This is a genomic window from Pseudomonas sp. FEN (assembly GCF_904067045.1).
Lineage (GTDB): Bacteria > Pseudomonadota > Gammaproteobacteria > Pseudomonadales > Pseudomonadaceae > Aquipseudomonas.
This window is the reverse complement of sequence record NZ_CAJFDC010000029.1, coordinates 1-16956: the sequence shown is the minus strand read 5'-3', so window position 1 is coordinate 16956 and position 16956 is coordinate 1. Positions and strand designations below refer to the sequence as shown.

The 16956-nt window shown below is 63.4% G+C and carries 15 protein-coding genes and 6 pseudogenes; 11 read left to right on the top strand and 10 right to left on the bottom strand.

Annotated features, from left to right (window positions below):
• The 9 genes and pseudogenes from PFEN_RS22350 to PFEN_RS22315 form a co-directional block, all read left to right on the top strand.
• Window positions 1-484: pseudogene (locus tag PFEN_RS22350) on the top strand (CbbBc protein); the annotation flags it as partial.
• Window positions 485-689: 205 nt separating this feature from the next.
• Window positions 690-2693 carry a LodA/GoxA family CTQ-dependent oxidase gene (locus PFEN_RS22345; protein ID WP_191488874.1) on the top strand — a complete coding sequence of 668 codons (2004 nt, stop codon included), beginning with the start codon at window positions 690-692 and terminating at the stop codon, window positions 2691-2693.
• Window positions 2694-2825, top strand: a pseudogene (locus PFEN_RS31595) (FAD-dependent oxidoreductase); the annotation flags it as partial.
• A 41-nt stretch (window positions 2826-2866) separates the two neighbouring features.
• Window positions 2867-3343 (top strand): NAD(P)/FAD-dependent oxidoreductase, encoded by a 477-nt coding sequence (locus PFEN_RS30835; RefSeq protein ID WP_224771049.1) that lies wholly within the window; start codon window positions 2867-2869, stop codon window positions 3341-3343.
• A complete protein-coding gene (locus tag PFEN_RS22335) occupies window positions 3304-3681 on the top strand; it encodes an NAD(P)/FAD-dependent oxidoreductase (RefSeq protein WP_191488872.1) in 378 nt (125 codons plus the stop codon). The genes PFEN_RS30835 and PFEN_RS22335 overlap by 40 nt, the downstream gene beginning before the upstream one ends.
• Before the next feature lie 298 nt (window positions 3682-3979).
• Window positions 3980-4444, top strand: a complete 465-nt coding sequence (locus PFEN_RS22330) for a glycine zipper domain-containing protein (protein WP_191488866.1) — start codon at window positions 3980-3982, stop codon at window positions 4442-4444.
• 649 nt (window positions 4445-5093) lie between these two features.
• Window positions 5094-5411, top strand: a complete 318-nt coding sequence (locus PFEN_RS22325; protein WP_191488871.1) for an STAS domain-containing protein — start codon at window positions 5094-5096, stop codon at window positions 5409-5411.
• Between the two features lie 88 nt (window positions 5412-5499).
• The gene (locus PFEN_RS22320) at window positions 5500-6312 is read left to right on the top strand and encodes a CheR family methyltransferase (RefSeq protein WP_191488870.1); all 813 of its coding nucleotides are present in this window, start codon (window positions 5500-5502) and stop codon (window positions 6310-6312) included.
• Window positions 6313-6582: 270 nt separating this feature from the next.
• Complete coding sequence (locus PFEN_RS22315; protein ID WP_191488868.1) at window positions 6583-7239, top strand: response regulator transcription factor; 657 nt, start codon at window positions 6583-6585, stop codon at window positions 7237-7239.
• Here the strand turns inward: PFEN_RS22315 and PFEN_RS22310 are convergent.
• A complete protein-coding gene (locus PFEN_RS22310; RefSeq protein WP_191488869.1) occupies window positions 7224-7652 on the bottom strand; it encodes an acyl-CoA thioesterase in 429 nt (142 codons plus the stop codon). The two genes, PFEN_RS22315 and PFEN_RS22310, sit on opposite strands and share 16 nt — an antisense overlap.
• Before the next feature lie 14 nt (window positions 7653-7666).
• Window positions 7667-8282: pseudogene (locus tag PFEN_RS22305) on the bottom strand (alpha/beta hydrolase); the annotation flags it as partial.
• Window positions 8283-8535: 253 nt separating this feature from the next.
• Here PFEN_RS22305 and PFEN_RS22300 point away from each other — a divergent pair.
• Both PFEN_RS22300 and PFEN_RS22295 read left to right on the top strand, forming a co-directional pair.
• A pseudogene (locus PFEN_RS22300) lies at window positions 8536-9440 on the top strand (alpha/beta hydrolase).
• 14 nt (window positions 9441-9454) lie between these two features.
• Window positions 9455-9883, top strand: coding sequence for an acyl-CoA thioesterase (locus PFEN_RS22295; RefSeq protein ID WP_191488869.1), 429 nt, complete (start codon window positions 9455-9457; stop codon window positions 9881-9883).
• Here PFEN_RS22295 and PFEN_RS22290 read toward each other — a convergent pair.
• The 8 genes and pseudogenes from PFEN_RS22290 to PFEN_RS22260 all read right to left on the bottom strand — a co-directional run.
• A complete protein-coding gene (locus tag PFEN_RS22290) occupies window positions 9868-10524 on the bottom strand; it encodes a response regulator transcription factor (RefSeq protein ID WP_191488868.1) in 657 nt (218 codons plus the stop codon). The genes PFEN_RS22295 and PFEN_RS22290 overlap by 16 nt on opposite strands.
• 270 nt (window positions 10525-10794) lie before the next feature.
• Complete coding sequence (locus PFEN_RS22285) at window positions 10795-11607, bottom strand: CheR family methyltransferase (protein WP_191488870.1); 813 nt, start codon at window positions 11605-11607, stop codon at window positions 10795-10797.
• A gap of 123 nt (window positions 11608-11730) precedes the next feature.
• A pseudogene (locus PFEN_RS30830) lies at window positions 11731-12012 on the bottom strand (STAS domain-containing protein); the annotation flags it as partial.
• A gap of 648 nt (window positions 12013-12660) precedes the next feature.
• Complete coding sequence (locus tag PFEN_RS22280) at window positions 12661-13125, bottom strand: glycine zipper domain-containing protein (RefSeq protein ID WP_191488866.1); 465 nt, start codon at window positions 13123-13125, stop codon at window positions 12661-12663.
• A gap of 12 nt (window positions 13126-13137) precedes the next feature.
• Window positions 13138-13767: an NAD(P)/FAD-dependent oxidoreductase gene (locus tag PFEN_RS22275; protein ID WP_191488865.1), complete on the bottom strand. Its 630-nt coding sequence runs from the start codon at window positions 13765-13767 to the stop codon at window positions 13138-13140.
• The gene (locus PFEN_RS22270) at window positions 13764-14411 is read right to left on the bottom strand and encodes an NAD(P)/FAD-dependent oxidoreductase (RefSeq protein ID WP_191488864.1); all 648 of its coding nucleotides are present in this window, start codon (window positions 14409-14411) and stop codon (window positions 13764-13766) included. Before PFEN_RS22270 ends, PFEN_RS22275 begins: the two co-directional genes overlap by 4 nt.
• A 3-nt stretch (window positions 14412-14414) precedes the next feature.
• On the bottom strand, window positions 14415-16490 hold the full coding sequence (locus tag PFEN_RS31105; RefSeq protein WP_263596624.1) for a LodA/GoxA family CTQ-dependent oxidase: 2076 nt from the start codon (window positions 16488-16490) through the stop codon (window positions 14415-14417).
• A 131-nt stretch (window positions 16491-16621) separates the two neighbouring features.
• Window positions 16622-16956: pseudogene (locus tag PFEN_RS22260) on the bottom strand (CbbBc protein); the annotation flags it as partial.

The window sequence follows — 16956 nt, the reverse complement described above, 5'->3', positions numbered from 1 at the left end:
CACGCCGCTGGAACACCCCGTCGGGCCGGGCGAACTTCGCGCGAACGGCCTACCGGCCGACTTGATTCATGAGCGCACCCACGCCACCGGCAAGAAACCGGACCTGATCCTGCAATCGATGCGCTCCCATGACCAGTACAACACCACCATCTACGGTCTCGATGACCGCTACCGTGGGGTCAAGGGCCAGCGCGACGTGTTGTTTGTCAATGAGGCGGACATCATCCGCCTGGGCTTCAAGCCGGGGCAGAAGGCTGACATCGTTTCGCTCTGGGAGGATGGCCGCGAGCGCCGGGTCAAGGGTTTCACCTTGCTGGCGTTCGATATCCCCGCCGGACAGGCTGCCGCCTACTACCCGGAAGTGAACCCGCTGGTGCCGTTGGAAAGCATCGGCGACGACAGCCATACACCGACCTCCAAGTTCGTCGCCATTGTCCTGGAGCGGGCCAGCGAAACCGGACTGATCATGGCCAGAGCGAGTTGATAGCCCCTCGGAGCGCTCTATAACCCATGCTTCGGATCGCCACCGCGGCAATAGCAAAAGGCCATTCGACAAACTGATGGCCCTTTACTAGAGTCTGCGGACGGTGCTCTTCATCCATTCATTCGAAAACGATGGCCGGCACCCGACCAGGGACCCTGCCCACCAGCAGGTCCTGTCCTCCCAGCACGGATTGCGGAGAGCATTCATGTCGATCACACCCGGTCATACCACGCACCACCACGGCGACACCCCTTCCCTCGCCAGCAAAGACAATCGCATCGTCAGCGCCGCGATTCACCCTGCCATCGGCGTGGCGCGGGTCGGCAACAGCGAGTCGGAATACTTTGTCGGGCCCCAGGTCACCTCCCCGCGCCCCGAGCCCCTGGGGTTCTACCGCGATGCCCAGGGCGCGTTGAAGCGCCAGGCCGCCGAGTTCCGGATCTATGGCTATAACCTGGCCGGAGAAGTGGTCGCGGAACTGACCGCTGAAAACGCCGACATCGTCTGGTCGGCCCATGTCGCCAACAGCAAGGCGCAGTGGTTTCAATGGCAATTGGCGATGGACATCCCCGAAGCCGCCAGCGTGGTGCTCCCCCTGCGCAATGCGACAGTCACCGGCGCCCAGGCCCGGAACGAACTGACCATTGACGGCGGCCTGCAGCACATCAGCGGGGCCAATGCCTCAGGTGTCGAATTCAACGGAACATTCCAGGGCACGCCGGTCTACCTCGGCGAATTGCTCACGGACGCTCAGGGCCGCCTGCTGTTTCTCGGCGGGCGCGGTGTTTCGGCTTCGCCCAAAGACACACCGATCTTCAACCCGGCCGACGACAACAGCTTCATCAACGCCGACGGCTGGTACGACGATACCTCGGACGGTTCGGTCAGTGCCCAGGTCAGCATCGGCGGGCGCGCGATCCCGGTGGAATCGGCCTGGGTCGTTACCGCGCCGCCGAACTATGCACCGCAGGTCAAGAGCGTGCGAACGCTGTACGACCTGACCTATGACCTGTTTATCCAGGCCGGTTGGCTGAAGGCCCCAACCACTGTCTCGTTCCGCCACGACGTCTACCCGATCCTGCAACGCCTGTCGGGCCTGCAATGGGTCAACCAGGGCTTTGCCACCCAATTCGGCCACAGCGGCCCCTACAACTTCGAGGACCCGGCGTTCATCGCCAAACTGGCCCGCAAACCCTTACCGAACAACTACGACCTCTACGCTGAAACCCGCCGCCAGATCCTCAACAGCTTCCGCCTGCCCCAGCCGACCGACAGCAATCCGCTGCCCTGGCCGTGGATCTATGGCGACTACATGGAGCTAGCGGACAACCCGAGCCCACGGCAGAATGCCTCGATTACCCAGACCCAGTACCTGGCCCTCAGCCGTTGGGCGGACGGCCACTTCGAAGCCGACTGGTCCAACGATCCACCGCCGGGGCACTTGGACTCGGTACCCTTGGCTGAACAACCGGCGATGCTCGATCGCGCGGCCCTGGACTTCTGCCTGGCCGATGCCTTCCACCCGGGCTGCGAAATGACCTGGCCGATGCGCCACCTGCCGCTGTACGCCAAGCCCTGGCGCATTCGCCAGCGGCCGGCCGGTAGCGCGCAACCCGACTACGGAGCAACCCTGGACCAGACCCAGGCACTGGCCATCGGTGGCCCTTTGTACGGACAGGCCCCCGGCGATCTGAACCGCTGGATGGGTCTGCCCTGGCAGGCCGACACCGCTTATTGCCGGGGTGGGTACGACACCGCCTATAACCCGTTCACCGCGACCTTCTGGCCGGCCCGGGTACCCAACCAGGTGCTCAGCGACGCGGATTACGCTCAGGTCGTCGACCCGGCCCTGCCGCCCGAATCACGCCTGGATGCCTTTGTCGATCGGAGCAACTGGAACGCACCGCTGCTGGTCGACGGCCCGGGAACCGACACCGCCGCACAGATGCAAGCCATGGTGGATATCTTCGGCTCCATGGGGTTGCTGGAAGTCCGGGCAGGTATCGCCAACAGCCCGCTGTATCCCGACACCATGATGGTTGCCAGTTATGGGCCGGATATCCCCACCGACGAGACACTCGCCGGCCAGCCGTTGCTCGCCGCGACCGCTACCGCAAGCACTCGACGGGTGTCGAGGGGCGCCAACTTCAGCAGTCCGGAAGAGGCCGCACAGGCGCACGCACTCAGGTCCCGGCGTCGTTCGGACTAGATGGTGCGCTACGACGTAGCCATTGTCGGCGGAGGCCCCGCCGGCTCGGCGACCGCGATCACCCTCGCCCGCCTCGGCTGGCGGGTGCTGTTGGCCGACTCGACAGCCCCGGGCGCTTTCGGGTCGGCGAAGGTTTTCCGCCTTCGGCGCGCTCGCTACTCAATGACCTGGGGGTGCTCGACGGTTTTCTTGCCGCCGGGCATCGCCGCAGCTACGGCAATGTCTCCGTGTGGGGCTCGGACGAGCCGCACATGGACGACTTTATCTTTCACACCCATGGCCAGGGCTTTCAACTGGACCGTGCTGTTTTCGACAGCCAACTACGCGCGGCGGCGCGACAGCTCGGGGTATCGGTTCACGAATCCACCCGACTGAGCCAGACACCCGACGAGGACGGCTTCCGCCTGAGTCTGGCCCGTGACGGCCAGGAACAGCCGGCCCACTGCCGCTGGCTGATCGATGCCGGAGGTCGCCCGGCAGTGTTCGCACGCCAGCAGGGCGCGCAGCGCCTGAGCGATGATCGGCTGGTGGCGTTCTACCTGTTGCTACACAGTTCGCAAGGTACCGACCAAGATGGCCGGACCCTGGTCGAGGCCGTCGAGAACGGCTGGTGTACAGCGTACTGCTGCCGTCGAGAGAACGACTGGTGACCTACCTCGGCGATCTCGACCTGCTTGATCGCCAGCAGCTGCTGAACGGCGAAGGCCTGTGGCGGCAGTTGGCAAAGACACGCCTGTTGTCGTCGCTGTGCCAGGCGCACGACTATCGCCCTGGCACCTCGGTCCACGGCATGGACGCCAGCAGCGGGCGGCTCTCGGTGTTCCACGGCTTACGTTGGGCGGCCGTCGGGGACGCGGCCTTGTCTTTCGACCCGCTGTCCTCGCAAGGCATTGCCACCGCACTGTACTGCGGCCAACACTGCGCCCAGGCAGTACATGCCGCGTTGCAAGGCGACCTGCGGCACTACCAGGCTATGCCGAGCTACTGACACGGATCTATGCCGCTTACCTGGACAACCGGCAGCAGTTCTATGGGATGGAAAAACGCTGGAGCGAATCGATTTTCTGGAACCGACGCTAGGCCTTGAACAGCCCTTTCAGCTGCGCGGGACGCGCAAAATGAGTGTGTTCAAGCGACATGGGACTGACTTAGACCAACTAAGTTCCCCAGTAAAAACAGTAAGTTATGATTTTGTATACAACTCGTGTTATTCGTCGGATTTCGATTGTAACGTTTCCCACACAAGCCTCAGGATCGCGCCGTCATCCCTTTGAGGCTCCTCTCGCATGAAGTTCTCGTCGATTCTCTTGTTGTCCCTGAGCCTGGCCAGTGGCTTTGCCTGCGCCGGTGGAACCGCCGAAGCCGGTATCGGCGGCGCGCTGGGCGGGGTGCTCGGCTCGGCCGTCGGTCAGTCCCTGGGCGGCAACACCGGCTCGACCATCGGCGCGGCCCTGGGTGGTGCTGGCGGTAGTGCGGTGGGCGCGAACAAACACAGCCGTGGCGAAGCCGCCATCGGTGGTGCCCTAGGCGCCGCCGGCGGCAACGTGGTCGGCCGCAGCATGGGCGGTACCAATGGCAGCCTGATCGGCGCCGCCGCTGGCGGCGGCGCGGGTGGCGCGCTGGGCAACTACATGGGTAACTCCAGCGATCGCGAAGGCGGCCATTACCGTGGCGACCGCCGTGACTACCGTGGCGAACATCGCGGTCACGCTTATGGTCATCGCAAGCATCGCCGGCATTGGGACGACTGACCGTCCGTAACAGGGGGGGACGTCTCCCCCTGCTTTCGCTCCCAGAGGGCATGGCAGGACGAGCGGCAAAGAAGCCGTCCGAGCCGCTGTTCGAACGAGTCGCCGAATTACAAACCATTACATCTTTTCTATCACCCAACCTTAAGCCAAATTCCTAGAAGCCGCCGATTAGAGCTTTGCTGCCATGACCTCAGCAGCCAGCGTGATTGTTGAACAAAGGCTCTGATACCTAGCGGGGCAGTCAGTTTAAAAAACCGTTCCAGCCGCAAAAAACCAGGTCGCCTGCCTCGTCGGATTAAGGGTTATCCCGATATTGACATCAATATGCTACCTATATGATCCGCCGACCTTGAGCTATGCAATGGAAGCAGGAGATGCGGATCTATCTTGGAGTCTGGCCAGGCATCGGGCCAAGTACTGTCGGGCGGTACTTCAGGCAGTCCCTTCTCAACGGCACACCTGATCATTGTCATGGTGATCGCCCTCGCCTTGCGTGTCACACCACGTTCGACCGTTGCAGCAAGCCCTCCCCTTACGCCAGTGCCCGATACCGACCTCGACCGGTACACATGCCAGCCCGTGTTCATCCCGGGTCAGAGCCCGGACGAATAGTGGACGGCCGTGAACACGTTGCCGGGATGATCTCGCCATGTTCTCACTGAGCCTCGCCAAGCACGACACCCCGGCACAACTGCATCTGACGGGCAACCTGAGCGGGGCCGAGGTCAGCGCCGCCCGCGATCAGTTGCTCGGCCTGCTGCCGTTGCCGGCAGGGCCCTGGCAGCTGGACCTGGGCGGTCTGAACGAACTGGACAGCAGCGGTGCGCAACTGCTCCTGGCGATTCAGCGCGCCCTGTCGTCCATCGACCAGCCGACCACCGTGTCGCGGGTCTCGCCCGCGGTGCACGAACAGCTGAGGCTGCTGAACCTGGAATCGCTGTACCCCGCCGCCCCGAACGAGGACTGACCGATGCCCAGTGGCGAACAATGCAACCCGCCGCCATCCCTGGCCCCTATCCGCCAGCTCGGCCTGGCTGTGGCCCAGGACAACTGAAATGTCCAGCGAGCTCACGCCGCCGCCCCTCGGCGACAGCGAATTCCGCCGTCTGCAAAAGCTCATGGCCGATGCCTCGGGAATCGTCCTGGCGCCGAACAAGAGGCCGTTGATGGCCGAGCGCCTGACCCAGCGCCTGCACCATTACCGGCTCGACAACTACGCCGACTACCTGCGTCTGCTCGACCAGCCACCGAATCTCAATGAGCGACGGCTGGTGGTGGAGCTACTGATCAGCAACGAAACCTATTTCTTCCGTGAGCATCCGCACTTCGACTATCTCGGCAGTTGGCTGGCCGCTCGACAAGCACCGTTGAAATGCTGGAGCGCGGCCTGTTCCTCCGGCGAAGAAGCCTACAGCCTGGCCATGGTCGCCCAGGAACATTTGCACAACGGCGATTGGTCGGTCCTCGCCAGCGACCTGAGCCTGAGCGTGCTGGAGAAGGCCGGCGACGGCATTTACAACATGGCCCAGGCGAAATATTTTCCTCAGGGCTGGCTGCACCGCCATTGCCTCAGTGGCAGCGGTGACATGAGTGGCTACTTCCGGGTCCAGGCGGTCCTGCGCGAGCGGGTCAGCCTGCGGCAGATCAACATTGTCCGACCACTGCCCGATGACCTGGGGTTGTTCGACGTGATCTTCCTGCGCAATGTGCTGATCTATTTCAACAATGAGGAAAAGCAGCGCATCGTACAGCGCCTGGTCAGCCAATTGCGTCCCGGCGGGCTGCTATTCATCGGTCATGCGGAAAGCATCCACGGCCTCGACGTGCCGGTGCGGCTGCTCAGTCCCGCCGTCTACGAACGCCTATGAAGCCGTTGCTGTTTCTGCACCCCGGCGGCGACTTGCCCGGTCGGCGGCCGTGTGACCATCCGGCTCGCAGTTATCACGTGACGGCTTGGAGACGGCCCTCGTTCAACACGGCACTCGACGGCCCGCCGGCCTGACGGCACAAGCCTTCGGTGGACGTATTGTTTCGTCAAGTGGCCAGATATAAGGCATCCGGCCCTTGACCCCGACATAAACCACCGCAGCACGCCGAGGCGGCTGCGCCCTTTCCTTTGCGTCATTGGGCTTGAGCTTATGCTTTGTCGAATACTGCTTGCCGACGATTACCCGCTGTTTCGCGCGGGTATCAAGGCACTGCTGGAAAAACAACAAGAATACGAAATCGTCGGCGAAGCGGGCGATGGTCAGGCGGCGATCGAACTGGCTTCGCGGCTCAAGCCGGATATCGTGTTGCTGGACATGTCCATGGAGCGCATGAACAGCGTGGCGGCGCTCAAGGAGCTGTCGCTACGCGCGCCGCGCAGCAAGGTGCTGATGCTGTCGATGCACACCGACAGCCACTTCGTGATGAAGTGCCTGCAACTGGGGGCCCACGGCTACCTGCTGAAGAACGCCACGGTGCTGGAGCTGGAGCTGGCGCTCAAGGCCTTGCGCCATGGCGGCCAGTACCTGTCCTCGGCCGTGGTACCGCTGGTGGTCGACCAGGCGGTGCGCCAGACCCACAGCCAACCGATCCGCGCCCACCAGGTCGCGCTGACCGCCCGGCAACTGGAAATCCTCAGACTGATCGCCCGGGGCGAGAGTACCCGCTCGATCGCGGTCGGACTCGGCCTGAGCATCAAGACCGTGGAGGCGCATCGCTCGCAGATCATGCACCGACTACGGATTCACGATATTGCCGGCCTGGTACTGTTCGCGGTGCGCGAAGGAATCATTCAGCTCAACGACTGAAGCGCCTCGCGCAGGGCGGCGGGGATGGTCGCCGGCTGGTTCGAGGCGCGATCGACGAATACGTGAACAAAGCGCCCGGCCGCGCAGGCGTCGTCCTCACCGGCCTTGAACACGGCCAGTTCGTATTGCACCGAACTGTTGCCCAGCTTGCCGACCCGCAGGCCGATCTCGATGCGCTCGGGGAAGGCGATCGAGGCAAAGTAGTCACAGGCCGAACTGACCACGAAGCCGACGACTTCGCCGTCATGGATATCCAGGCCGCCCTGTTCGATCAGGTAGGTGTTCACCGCCGTGTCGAAAAAACTGTAGTAGGTGACGTTGTTCACGTGACCGTAGACATCGTTGTCATGCCAGCGCGTGATGATCGGCTGGAAGTGGCGATAGTCGGCGCGTTGCGGCAGGCGGTCGGTCATGGTGGGCTCCTGGGTCATGGCTGCAGGTGCTCGCTGAGAAAGCGCAAATAGCGCTCGCGATAGGCCGGGATTTCATTGGCCAGGTGGTGCCGGGCTTCGGCCAACAGCAGTATCTCGGGGCGGTCGAACTTGCTCCGTAGCACGGCGAGGTTATGCGCCAGTCGACGGTCATGTCGGCCTGCCCTTGTACGATCAAAGGTCGTCGCGGGCTTTTCGCCGCGACTCGATAGCGGGATCCAGCGCGCCAGGGCACCGACCCAGGCCGTCGGCAGACGTTGCGGTTGCAACGGGTCGGCGAGCAGGAACGGCATGAACGCCGGGTCGTTGGTGTTCTCGCTGAAGCGCCGGGCGATGCCGTTGACGAAGGGCTTGAGCAGGTAATAGCTGAGCTTCGACCAGCCCCAGGCTCGCGGCCGCACCACGGCGACAGCAGGATCACCTGACCCTGGGCCGGGCTGTCGCCACCGTGCCTGAGCAGATGGTCGATGACGATCGCGCCGCCGGTACTCTGGCCGAACAGGTGCCAGGGTTGCGGCAGATCGAGGCCGGGGCCTCGTTGAACAGGCCCTGCAATGCTGCTGGTATTGGGCGAAGTCGTCGATGCTGCCGCTCGCCACTGGACAGGCCATGGTCCGCGGCAGATCGGTCGGCGAGGCAGATCACGCGGCGAGTATGTCCCTGTGTCAGCGCCCACGTCGACGAATCATGGGCGGTACATGGGCGCCATGTGTCGGTAGACAACTCGGGAGCAGGATACAGCGTTGCCCACAGGCTTGCCAATGGCCTGACCCTGGACCCGAGATGAAATAGGTAATACGCAGGTCTGTGAAACGCTTGGTGTTGTCGTGTCCTGCCTGGAAGCCTATGCCGTCACCTTGCCGCGATTCCCTGCGTTCAGCTGCGACCCTGGTCGCGGCGCGCCTTGTCGAAGAGGCGCGGCCTCCAGCGCTTCTACGCCTGGACCTGCCCCAGCGTATCCGCCCGCCGCCGTTGGGCCGCTTCAACTGCGGCGACTTCGAGCTGGTCAGCCAGCTCTGGCTGCCGCGTCGCCGGTGGCAACGCTGTTCCTGCTCCACGTTTCTACGACCACATGGGCCTGTACCGCCATATCGTCGACTGGGCGCTGGACCAGGGCTTCGCGTGATTGCCTGCGACCTGCCGGGCCATGGCCTGTCCAGTGGCGAGCGGGCCAGCATCGACGACTTCGCCCAATACCAGCAGGCATTGCAGGGCCTGTTCAACGAGGCCCGCGGCCTCGATCTGCCGCAACCCTGGCACCTGTTCGGCCAGAGTACCGGCGGCGCGATCGTCATCGACCATCTGCTCAGGCACGGTGGCGACAGCCCGGCCCAGGGTCAGGTGATCCTGCTGTCGCCGTTGGTGCGGCCGCGAGCCTGGGGCTGGTCGAAGCTCAGCTATTACCTGCTCAAGCCCTTCGTCAACGGCATCGCCCGGCGCTTCAGCGAGAACACCAACGACCCGGCGTTCATGCCGTTCCTGCTCGCCGACCCGTTGCAACCGCAACGTCTGCCGACGGCCTGGGTCGGTGCCCTGGCGCGCTGGATCCCCGCTATCGAGTCGGCGGCGAAAAGCCCGCGACGACCTTTGATCGTACAAGGGCAGGCCGACATGACCGTCGACTGGGCGCATAACCTCGCCGTGCTACGGAGCAAGTTCGACCGCCCCGAGATACTGCTGTTGGCCGAAGCCCGGCACCACCTGGCCAATGAAATCCCGGCCTATCGCGAGCGCTATTTGCGCTTTCTCAGCGAGCACCTGCAGCCATGACCCAGGAGCCCACCATGACCGACCGCCTGCCGCAACGCGCCGACTATCGCCACTTCCAGCCGATCATCACGCGCTGGCATGACAACGATGTCTACGGTCACGTGAACAACGTCACCTACTACAGTTTTTTCGACACGGCGGTGAACACCTACCTGATCGAACAGGGCGGCCTGGATATCCATGACGGCGAAGTCGTCGGCTTCGTGGTCAGTTCGGCCTGTGACTACTTTGCCTCGATCGCCTTCCCCGAGCGCATCGAGATCGGCCTGCGGGTCGGCAAGCTGGGCAACAGTTCGGTGCAATACGAACTGGCCGTGTTCAAGGCCGGTGAGGACGACGCCTGCGCGGCCGGGCGCTTTGTTCACGTATTCGTCGATCGCGCCTCGAACCAGCCGGCGACCATCCCCGCCGCCCTGCGCGAGGCGCTTCAGTCGTTGAGCTGAATGATTCCTTCGCGCACCGCGAACAGTACCAGGCCGGCAATATCGTGAATCCGTAGTCGGTGCATGATCTGCGAGCGATGCGCCTCCACGGTCTTGATGCTCAGGCCGAGTCCGACCGCGATCGAGCGGGTACTCTCGCCCCGGGCGATCAGTCTGAGGATTTCCAGTTGCCGGGCGGTCAGCGCGACCTGGTGGGCGCGGATCGGTTGGCTGTGGGTCTGGCGCACCGCCTGGTCGACCACCAGCGGTACCACGGCCGAGGACAGGTACTGGCCGCCATGGCGCAAGGCCTTGAGCGCCAGCTCCAGCTCCAGCACCGTGGCGTTCTTCAGCAGGTAGCCGTGGGCCCCCAGTTGCAGGCACTTCATCACGAAGTGGCTGTCGGTGTGCATCGACAGCATCAGCACCTTGCTGCGCGGCGCGCGTAGCGACAGCTCCTTGAGCGCCGCCACGCTGTTCATGCGCTCCATGGACATGTCCAGCAACACGATATCCGGCTTGAGCCGCGAAGCCAGTTCGATCGCCGCCTGACCATCGCCCGCTTCGCCGACGATTTCGTATTCTTGTTGTTTTTCCAGCAGTGCCTTGATACCCGCGCGAAACAGCGGGTAATCGTCGGCAAGCAGTATTCGACAAAGCATAAGCTCAAGCCCAATGACGCAAAGGAAAGGGCGCAGCCGCCTCGGCGTGCTGCGGTGGTTTATGTCGGGGTCAAGGGCCGGATGCCTTATATCTGGCCACTTGACGAAACAATACGTCCACCGAAGGCTTGTGCCGTCAGGCCGGCGGGCCGTCGAGTGCCGTGTTGAACGAGGGCCGTCTCCAAGCCGTCACGTGATAACTGCGAGCCGGATGGTCACACGGCCGCCGACCGGGCAAGTCGCCGCCGGGGTGCAGAAACAGCAACGGCTTCATAGGCGTTCGTAGACGGCGGGACTGAGCAGCCGCACCGGCACGTCGAGGCCGTGGATGCTTTCCGCATGACCGATGAATAGCAGCCCGCCGGGACGCAATTGGCTGACCAGGCGCTGTACGATGCGCTGCTTTTCCTCATTGTTGAAATAGATCAGCACATTGCGCAGGAAGATCACGTCGAACAACCCCAGGTCATCGGGCAGTGGTCGGACAATGTTGATCTGCCGCAGGCTGACCCGCTCGCGCAGGACCGCCTGGACCCGGAAGTAGCCACTCATGTCACCGCTGCCACTGAGGCAATGGCGGTGCAGCCAGCCCTGAGGAAAATATTTCGCCTGGGCCATGTTGTAAATGCCGTCGCCGGCCTTCTCCAGCACGCTCAGGCTCAGGTCGCTGGCGAGGACCGACCAATCGCCGTTGTGCAAATGTTCCTGGGCGACCATGGCCAGGCTGTAGGCTTCTTCGCCGGAGGAACAGGCCGCGCTCCAGCATTTCAACGGTGCTTGTCGAGCGGCCAGCCAACTGCCGAGATAGTCGAAGTGCGGATGCTCACGGAAGAAATAGGTTTCGTTGCTGATCAGTAGCTCCACCACCAGCCGTCGCTCATTGAGATTCGGTGGCTGGTCGAGCAGACGCAGGTAGTCGGCGTAGTTGTCGAGCCGGTAATGGTGCAGGCGCTGGGTCAGGCGCTCGGCCATCAACGGCCTCTTGTTCGGCGCCAGGACGATTCCCGAGGCATCGGCCATGAGCTTTTGCAGACGGCGGAATTCGCTGTCGCCGAGGGGCGGCGGCGTGAGCTCGCTGGACATTTCAGTTGTCCTGGGCCACAGCCAGGCCGAGCTGGCGGATAGGGGCCAGGGATGGCGGCGGGTTGCATTGTTCGCCACTGGGCATCGGTCAGTCCTCGTTCGGGCGGCGGGGTACAGCGATTCCAGGTTCAGCAGCCTCAGCTGTTCGTGCACCGCGGGCGAGACCCGCGACACGGTGGTCGGCTGGTCGATGGACGACAGGGCGCGCTGAATCGCCAGGAGCAGTTGCGCACCGCTGCTGTCCAGTTCGTTCAGACCGCCCAGGTCCAGCTGCCAGGGCCCTGCCGGCAACGGCAGCAGGCCGAGCAACTGATCGCGGGCGGCGCTGACCTCGGCCCCGCTCAGGTTGCCCGTCAGATGCAGTTGTGCCGGGGTGTCGTGCTTGGCGAGGCTCAGTGAGAACATGGCGAGATCATCCCGGCAACGTGTTCACGGCCGTCCACTATTCGTCCGGGCTCTGACCCGGGATGAACACGGGCTGGCATGTGTACCGGTCGAGGTCGGTATCGGGCACTGGCGTAAGGGGAGGGCTTGCTGCAACGGTCGAACGTGGTGTGACACGCAAGGCGAGGGCGATCACCATGACAATGATCAGGTGTGCCGTTGAGAAGGGACTGCCTGAAGTACCGCCCGACAGTACTTGGCCCGATGCCTGGCCAGACTCCAAGATAGATCCGCATCTCCTGCTTCCATTGCATAGCTCAAGGTCGGCGGATCATATAGGTAGCATATTGATGTCAATATCGGGATAACCCTTAATCCGACGAGGCAGGCGACCTGGTTTTTTGCGGCTGGAACGGTTTTTTAAACTGACTGCCCCGCTAGGTATCAGAGCCTTTGTTCAACAATCACGCTGGCTGCTGAGGTCATGGCAGCAAAGCTCTAATCGGCGGCTTCTAGGAATTTGGCTTAAGGTTGGGTGATAGAAAAGATGTAATGGTTTGTAATTCGGCGACTCGTTCGAACAGCGGCTCGGACGGCTTCTTTGCCGCTCGTCCTGCCATGCCCTCTGGGAGCGAAAGCAGGGGAGACGTCCCCCCCTGTTACGGACGGTCAGTCGTCCCAATGCCGGCGATGCTTGCGATGACCATAAGCGTGACCGCGATGTTCGCCACGGTAGTCACGGCGGTCGCCACGGTAATGGCCGCCTTCGCGATCGCTGGAGTTACCCATGTAGTTGCCCAGCGCGCCACCCGCGCCGCCGCCAGCGGCGGCGCCGATCAGGCTGCCATTGGTACCGCCCATGCTGCGGCCGACCACGTTGCCGCCGGCGGCGCCTAGGGCACCACCGATGGCGGCTTCGCCACGGCTGTGTTTGTTCGCGCCCACCGCACTACCGCCAGCACCACCCAGGGCCGCGCCGATGGTCGAGCCGGTGTTGCCGCCCAGGGACTGACCGACGGCCGAGCCGAGCACCCCGCCCAGCGCGCCGCCGATACCGGCTTCGGCGGTTCCACCGGCGCAGGCAAAGCCACTGGCCAGGCTCAGGGACAACAAGAGAATCGACGAGAACTTCATGCGAGAGGAGCCTCAAAGGGATGACGGCGCGATCCTGAGGCTTGTGTGGGAAACGTTACAATCGAAATCCGACGAATAACACGAGTTGTATACAAAATCATAACTTACTGTTTTTACTGGGGAACTTAGTTGGTCTAAGTCAGTCCCATGTCGCTTGAACACACTCATTTTGCGCGTCCCGCGCAGCTGAAAGGGCTGTTCAAGGCCTAGCGTCGGGTTCCAGAAAATCGATTCGCTCCAGCGTTTTTCCATCCCATAGAACTGCTGCCGGTTGTCCAGGTAAGCGGCATAGATCCGTGTCAGTAGCTCGGCATAGCCTGGTAGTGCCGCAGGGTCGCCTTGCAACGCGGCATGTACTGCCTGGGCGCAGTGTTGGCCGCAGTACAGTGCGGTGGCAATGCCTTGCGAGGACAGCGGGTCGAAAGACAAGGCCGCGTCCCCGACGGCCGCCCAACGTAAGCCGTGGAACACCGAGAGCCGCCCGCTGCTGGCGTCCATGCCGTGGACCGAGGTGCCAGGGCGATAGTCGTGCGCCTGGCACAGCGACGACAACAGGCGTGTCTTTGCCAACTGCCGCCACAGGCCTTCGCCGTTCAGCAGCTGCTGGCGATCAAGCAGGTCGAGATCGCCGAGGTAGGTCACCAGTCGTTCTCTCGACGGCAGCAGTACGCTGTACCACCAGCCGTTCTCGACGGCCTCGACCAGGGTCCGGCCATCTTGGTCGGTACCTTGCGAACTGTGTAGCAACAGGTAGAACGCCACCAGCGATCATCGCTCAGGCGCTGCGCGCCCTGCTGGCGTGCGAACACTGCCGGGCGACCTCCGGCATCGATCAGCCAGCGGCAGTGGGCCGGCTGTTCCTGGCCGTCACGGGCCAGACTCAGGCGGAAGCCGTCCTCGTCGGGTGTCTGGCTCAGTCGGGTGGATTCGTGAACCGATACCCCGAGCTGTCGCGCCGCCGCGCGTAGTTGGCTGTCGAAAACAGCACGGTCCAGTTGAAAGCCCTGGCCATGGGTGTGAAAGATAAAGTCGTCCATGTGCGGCTCGTCCGAGCCCCACACGGAGACATTGCCGTAGCTGCGGCGATGCCCGGCGGCAAGAAAACCGTCGAGCACCCCCAGGTCATTGAGTAGCGAGCGCGCCGAAGGCGGAAAACCTTCGCCGACCCGAAAGCGCCCGGGGGCTGTCGAGTCGGCCAACAGCACCCGCCAGCCGAGGCGGGCGAGGGTGATCGCGGTCGCCGAGCCGGCGGGGCCTCCGCCGACAATGGCTACGTCGTAGCGCACCATCTAGTCCGAACGACGCCGGGACCTGAGTGCGTGCGCCTGTGCGGCCTCTTCCGGACTGCTGAAGTTGGCGCCCCTCGACACCCGTCGAGTGCTTGCGGTAGCGGTCGCGGCGAGCAACGGCTGGCCGGCGAGTGTCTCGTCGGTGGGGATATCCGGCCCATAACTGGCAACCATCATGGTGTCGGGATACAGCGGGCTGTTGGCGATACCTGCCCGGACTTCCAGCAACCCCATGGAGCCGAAGATATCCACCATGGCTTGCATCTGTGCGGCGGTGTCGGTTCCCGGGCCGTCGACCAGCAGCGGTGCGTTCCAGTTGCTCCGATCGACAAAGGCATCCAGGCGTGATTCGGGCGGCAGGGCCGGGTCGACGACCTGAGCGTAATCCGCGTCGCTGAGCACCTGGTTGGGTACCCGGGCCGGCCAGAAGGTCGCGGTGAACGGGTTATAGGCGGTGTCGTACCCACCCCGGCAATAAGCGGTGTCGGCCTGCCAGGGCAGACCCATCCAGCGGTTCAGATCGCCGGGGGCCTGTCCGTACAAAGGGCCACCGATGGCCAGTGCCTGGGTCTGGTCCAGGGTTGCTCCGTAGTCGGGTTGCGCGCTACCGGCCGGCCGCTGGCGAATGCGCCAGGGCTTGGCGTACAGCGGCAGGTGGCGCATCGGCCAGGTCATTTCGCAGCCCGGGTGGAAGGCATCGGCCAGGCAGAAGTCCAGGGCCGCGCGATCGAGCATCGCCGGTTGTTCAGCCAAGGGTACCGAGTCCAAGTGCCCCGGCGGTGGATCGTTGGACCAGTCGGCTTCGAAGTGGCCGTCCGCCCAACGGCTGAGGGCCAGGTACTGGGTCTGGGTAATCGAGGCATTCTGCCGTGGGCTCGGGTTGTCCGCTAGCTCCATGTAGTCGCCATAGATCCACGGCCAGGGCAGCGGATTGCTGTCGGTCGGCTGGGGCAGGCGGAAGCTGTTGAGGATCTGGCGGCGGGTTTCAGCGTAGAGGTCGTAGTTGTTCGGTAAGGGTTTGCGGGCCAGTTTGGCGATGAACGCCGGGTCCTCGAAGTTGTAGGGGCCGCTGTGGCCGAATTGGGTGGCAAAGCCCTGGTTGACCCATTGCAGGCCCGACAGGCGTTGCAGGATCGGGTAGACGTCGTGGCGGAACGAGACAGTGGTTGGGGCCTTCAGCCAACCGGCCTGGATAAACAGGTCATAGGTCAGGTCGTACAGCGTTCGCACGCTCTTGACCTGCGGTGCATAGTTCGGCGGCGCGGTAACGACCCAGGCCGATTCCACCGGGATCGCGCGCCCGCCGATGCTGACCTGGGCACTGACCGAACCGTCCGAGGTATCGTCGTACCAGCCGTCGGCGTTGATGAAGCTGTTGTCGTCGGCCGGGTTGAAGATCGGTGTGTCTTTGGGCGAAGCCGAAACACCGCGCCCGCCGAGAAACAGCAGGCGGCCCTGAGCGTCCGTGAGCAATTCGCCGAGGTAGACCGGCGTGCCCTGGAATGTTCCGTTGAATTCGACACCTGAGGCATTGGCCCCGCTGATGTGCTGCAGGCCGCCGTCAATGGTCAGTTCGTTCCGGGCCTGGGCGCCGGTGACTGTCGCATTGCGCAGGGGGAGCACCACGCTGGCGGCTTCGGGGATGTCCATCGCCAATTGCCATTGAAACCACTGCGCCTTGCTGTTGGCGACATGGGCCGACCAGACGATGTCGGCGTTTTCAGCGGTCAGTTCCGCGACCACTTCTCCGGCCAGGTTATAGCCATAGATCCGGAACTCGGCGGCCTGGCGCTTCAACGCGCCCTGGGCATCGCGGTAGAACCCCAGGGCTCGGGGCGCGGGGAGGTGACCTGGGGCCCGACAAAGTATTCCGACTCGCTGTTGCCGACCCGCGCCACGCCGATGGCAGGGTGAATCGCGGCGCTGACGATGCGATTGTCTTGCTGGCGAGGGAAGGGGTGTCGCCGTGGTGGTGCGTGGTATGACCGGGTGTGATCGACATGAATGCTCTCCGCAATCCGTGCTGGGAGGACAGGACCTGCTGGTGGGCAGGGTCCCTGGTCGGGTGCCGGCCATCGTTTTCGAATGAATGGATGAAGAGCACCGTCCGCAGACTCTAGTAAAGGGCCATCAGTTTGTCGAATGGCCTTTTGCTATTGCCGCGGTGGCGATCCGAAGCATGGGTTATAGAGCGCTCCGAGGGGCTATCAACTCGCTCTGGCCATGATCAGTCCGGTTTCGCTGGCCCGCTCCAGGACAATGGCGACGAACTTGGAGGTCGGTGTATGGCTGTCGTCGCCGATGCTTTCCAACGGCACCAGCGGGTTCACTTCCGGTAGTAGGCGGCAGCCTGTCCGGCGGGGATATCGAACGCCAGCAAGGTGAAACCCTTGACCCGGCGCTCGCGGCCATCCTCCCAGAGCGAAACGATGTCAGCCTTCTGCCCCGGCTTGAAGCCCAGGCGGATGATGTCCGCCTCATTGACAAACAACACGTCGCGCTGGCCCTTGACCCCACGGTAGCGGTCATCGAGACCGTAGAT

Bases quoted from the DNA above. Each gene is read 5' to 3' on its own strand.
- PFEN_RS22280 (WP_191488866.1), bottom strand. From the start codon at position 13,125: ATGAAGTTCTCGTCGATTCTCTTGTTGTCCCTGAGCCTGGCCAGTGGC.
- PFEN_RS22285 (WP_191488870.1), bottom strand. From the start codon at position 11,607: ATGTCCAGCGAGCTCACGCCGCCGCCCCTCGGCGACAGCGAATTCCGC.
- PFEN_RS22310 (WP_191488869.1), bottom strand. From the start codon at position 7,652: ATGACCGACCGCCTGCCGCAACGCGCCGACTATCGCCACTTCCAGCCG.
- PFEN_RS22325 (WP_191488871.1), top strand. From the start codon at position 5,094: ATGTTCTCACTGAGCCTCGCCAAGCACGACACCCCGGCACAACTGCAT.
- PFEN_RS22330 (WP_191488866.1), top strand. From the start codon at position 3,980: ATGAAGTTCTCGTCGATTCTCTTGTTGTCCCTGAGCCTGGCCAGTGGC.
- PFEN_RS22345 (WP_191488874.1), top strand. From the start codon at position 690: ATGTCGATCACACCCGGTCATACCACGCACCACCACGGCGACACCCCT.
- PFEN_RS22320 (WP_191488870.1), top strand. From the start codon at position 5,500: ATGTCCAGCGAGCTCACGCCGCCGCCCCTCGGCGACAGCGAATTCCGC.
- PFEN_RS22290 (WP_191488868.1), bottom strand. From the start codon at position 10,524: ATGCTTTGTCGAATACTGCTTGCCGACGATTACCCGCTGTTTCGCGCG.
- PFEN_RS22295 (WP_191488869.1), top strand. From the start codon at position 9,455: ATGACCGACCGCCTGCCGCAACGCGCCGACTATCGCCACTTCCAGCCG.
- PFEN_RS22315 (WP_191488868.1), top strand. From the start codon at position 6,583: ATGCTTTGTCGAATACTGCTTGCCGACGATTACCCGCTGTTTCGCGCG.
- PFEN_RS31105 (WP_263596624.1), bottom strand. From the start codon at position 16,490: ATGGCCGGCACCCGACCAGGGACCCTGCCCACCAGCAGGTCCTGTCCT.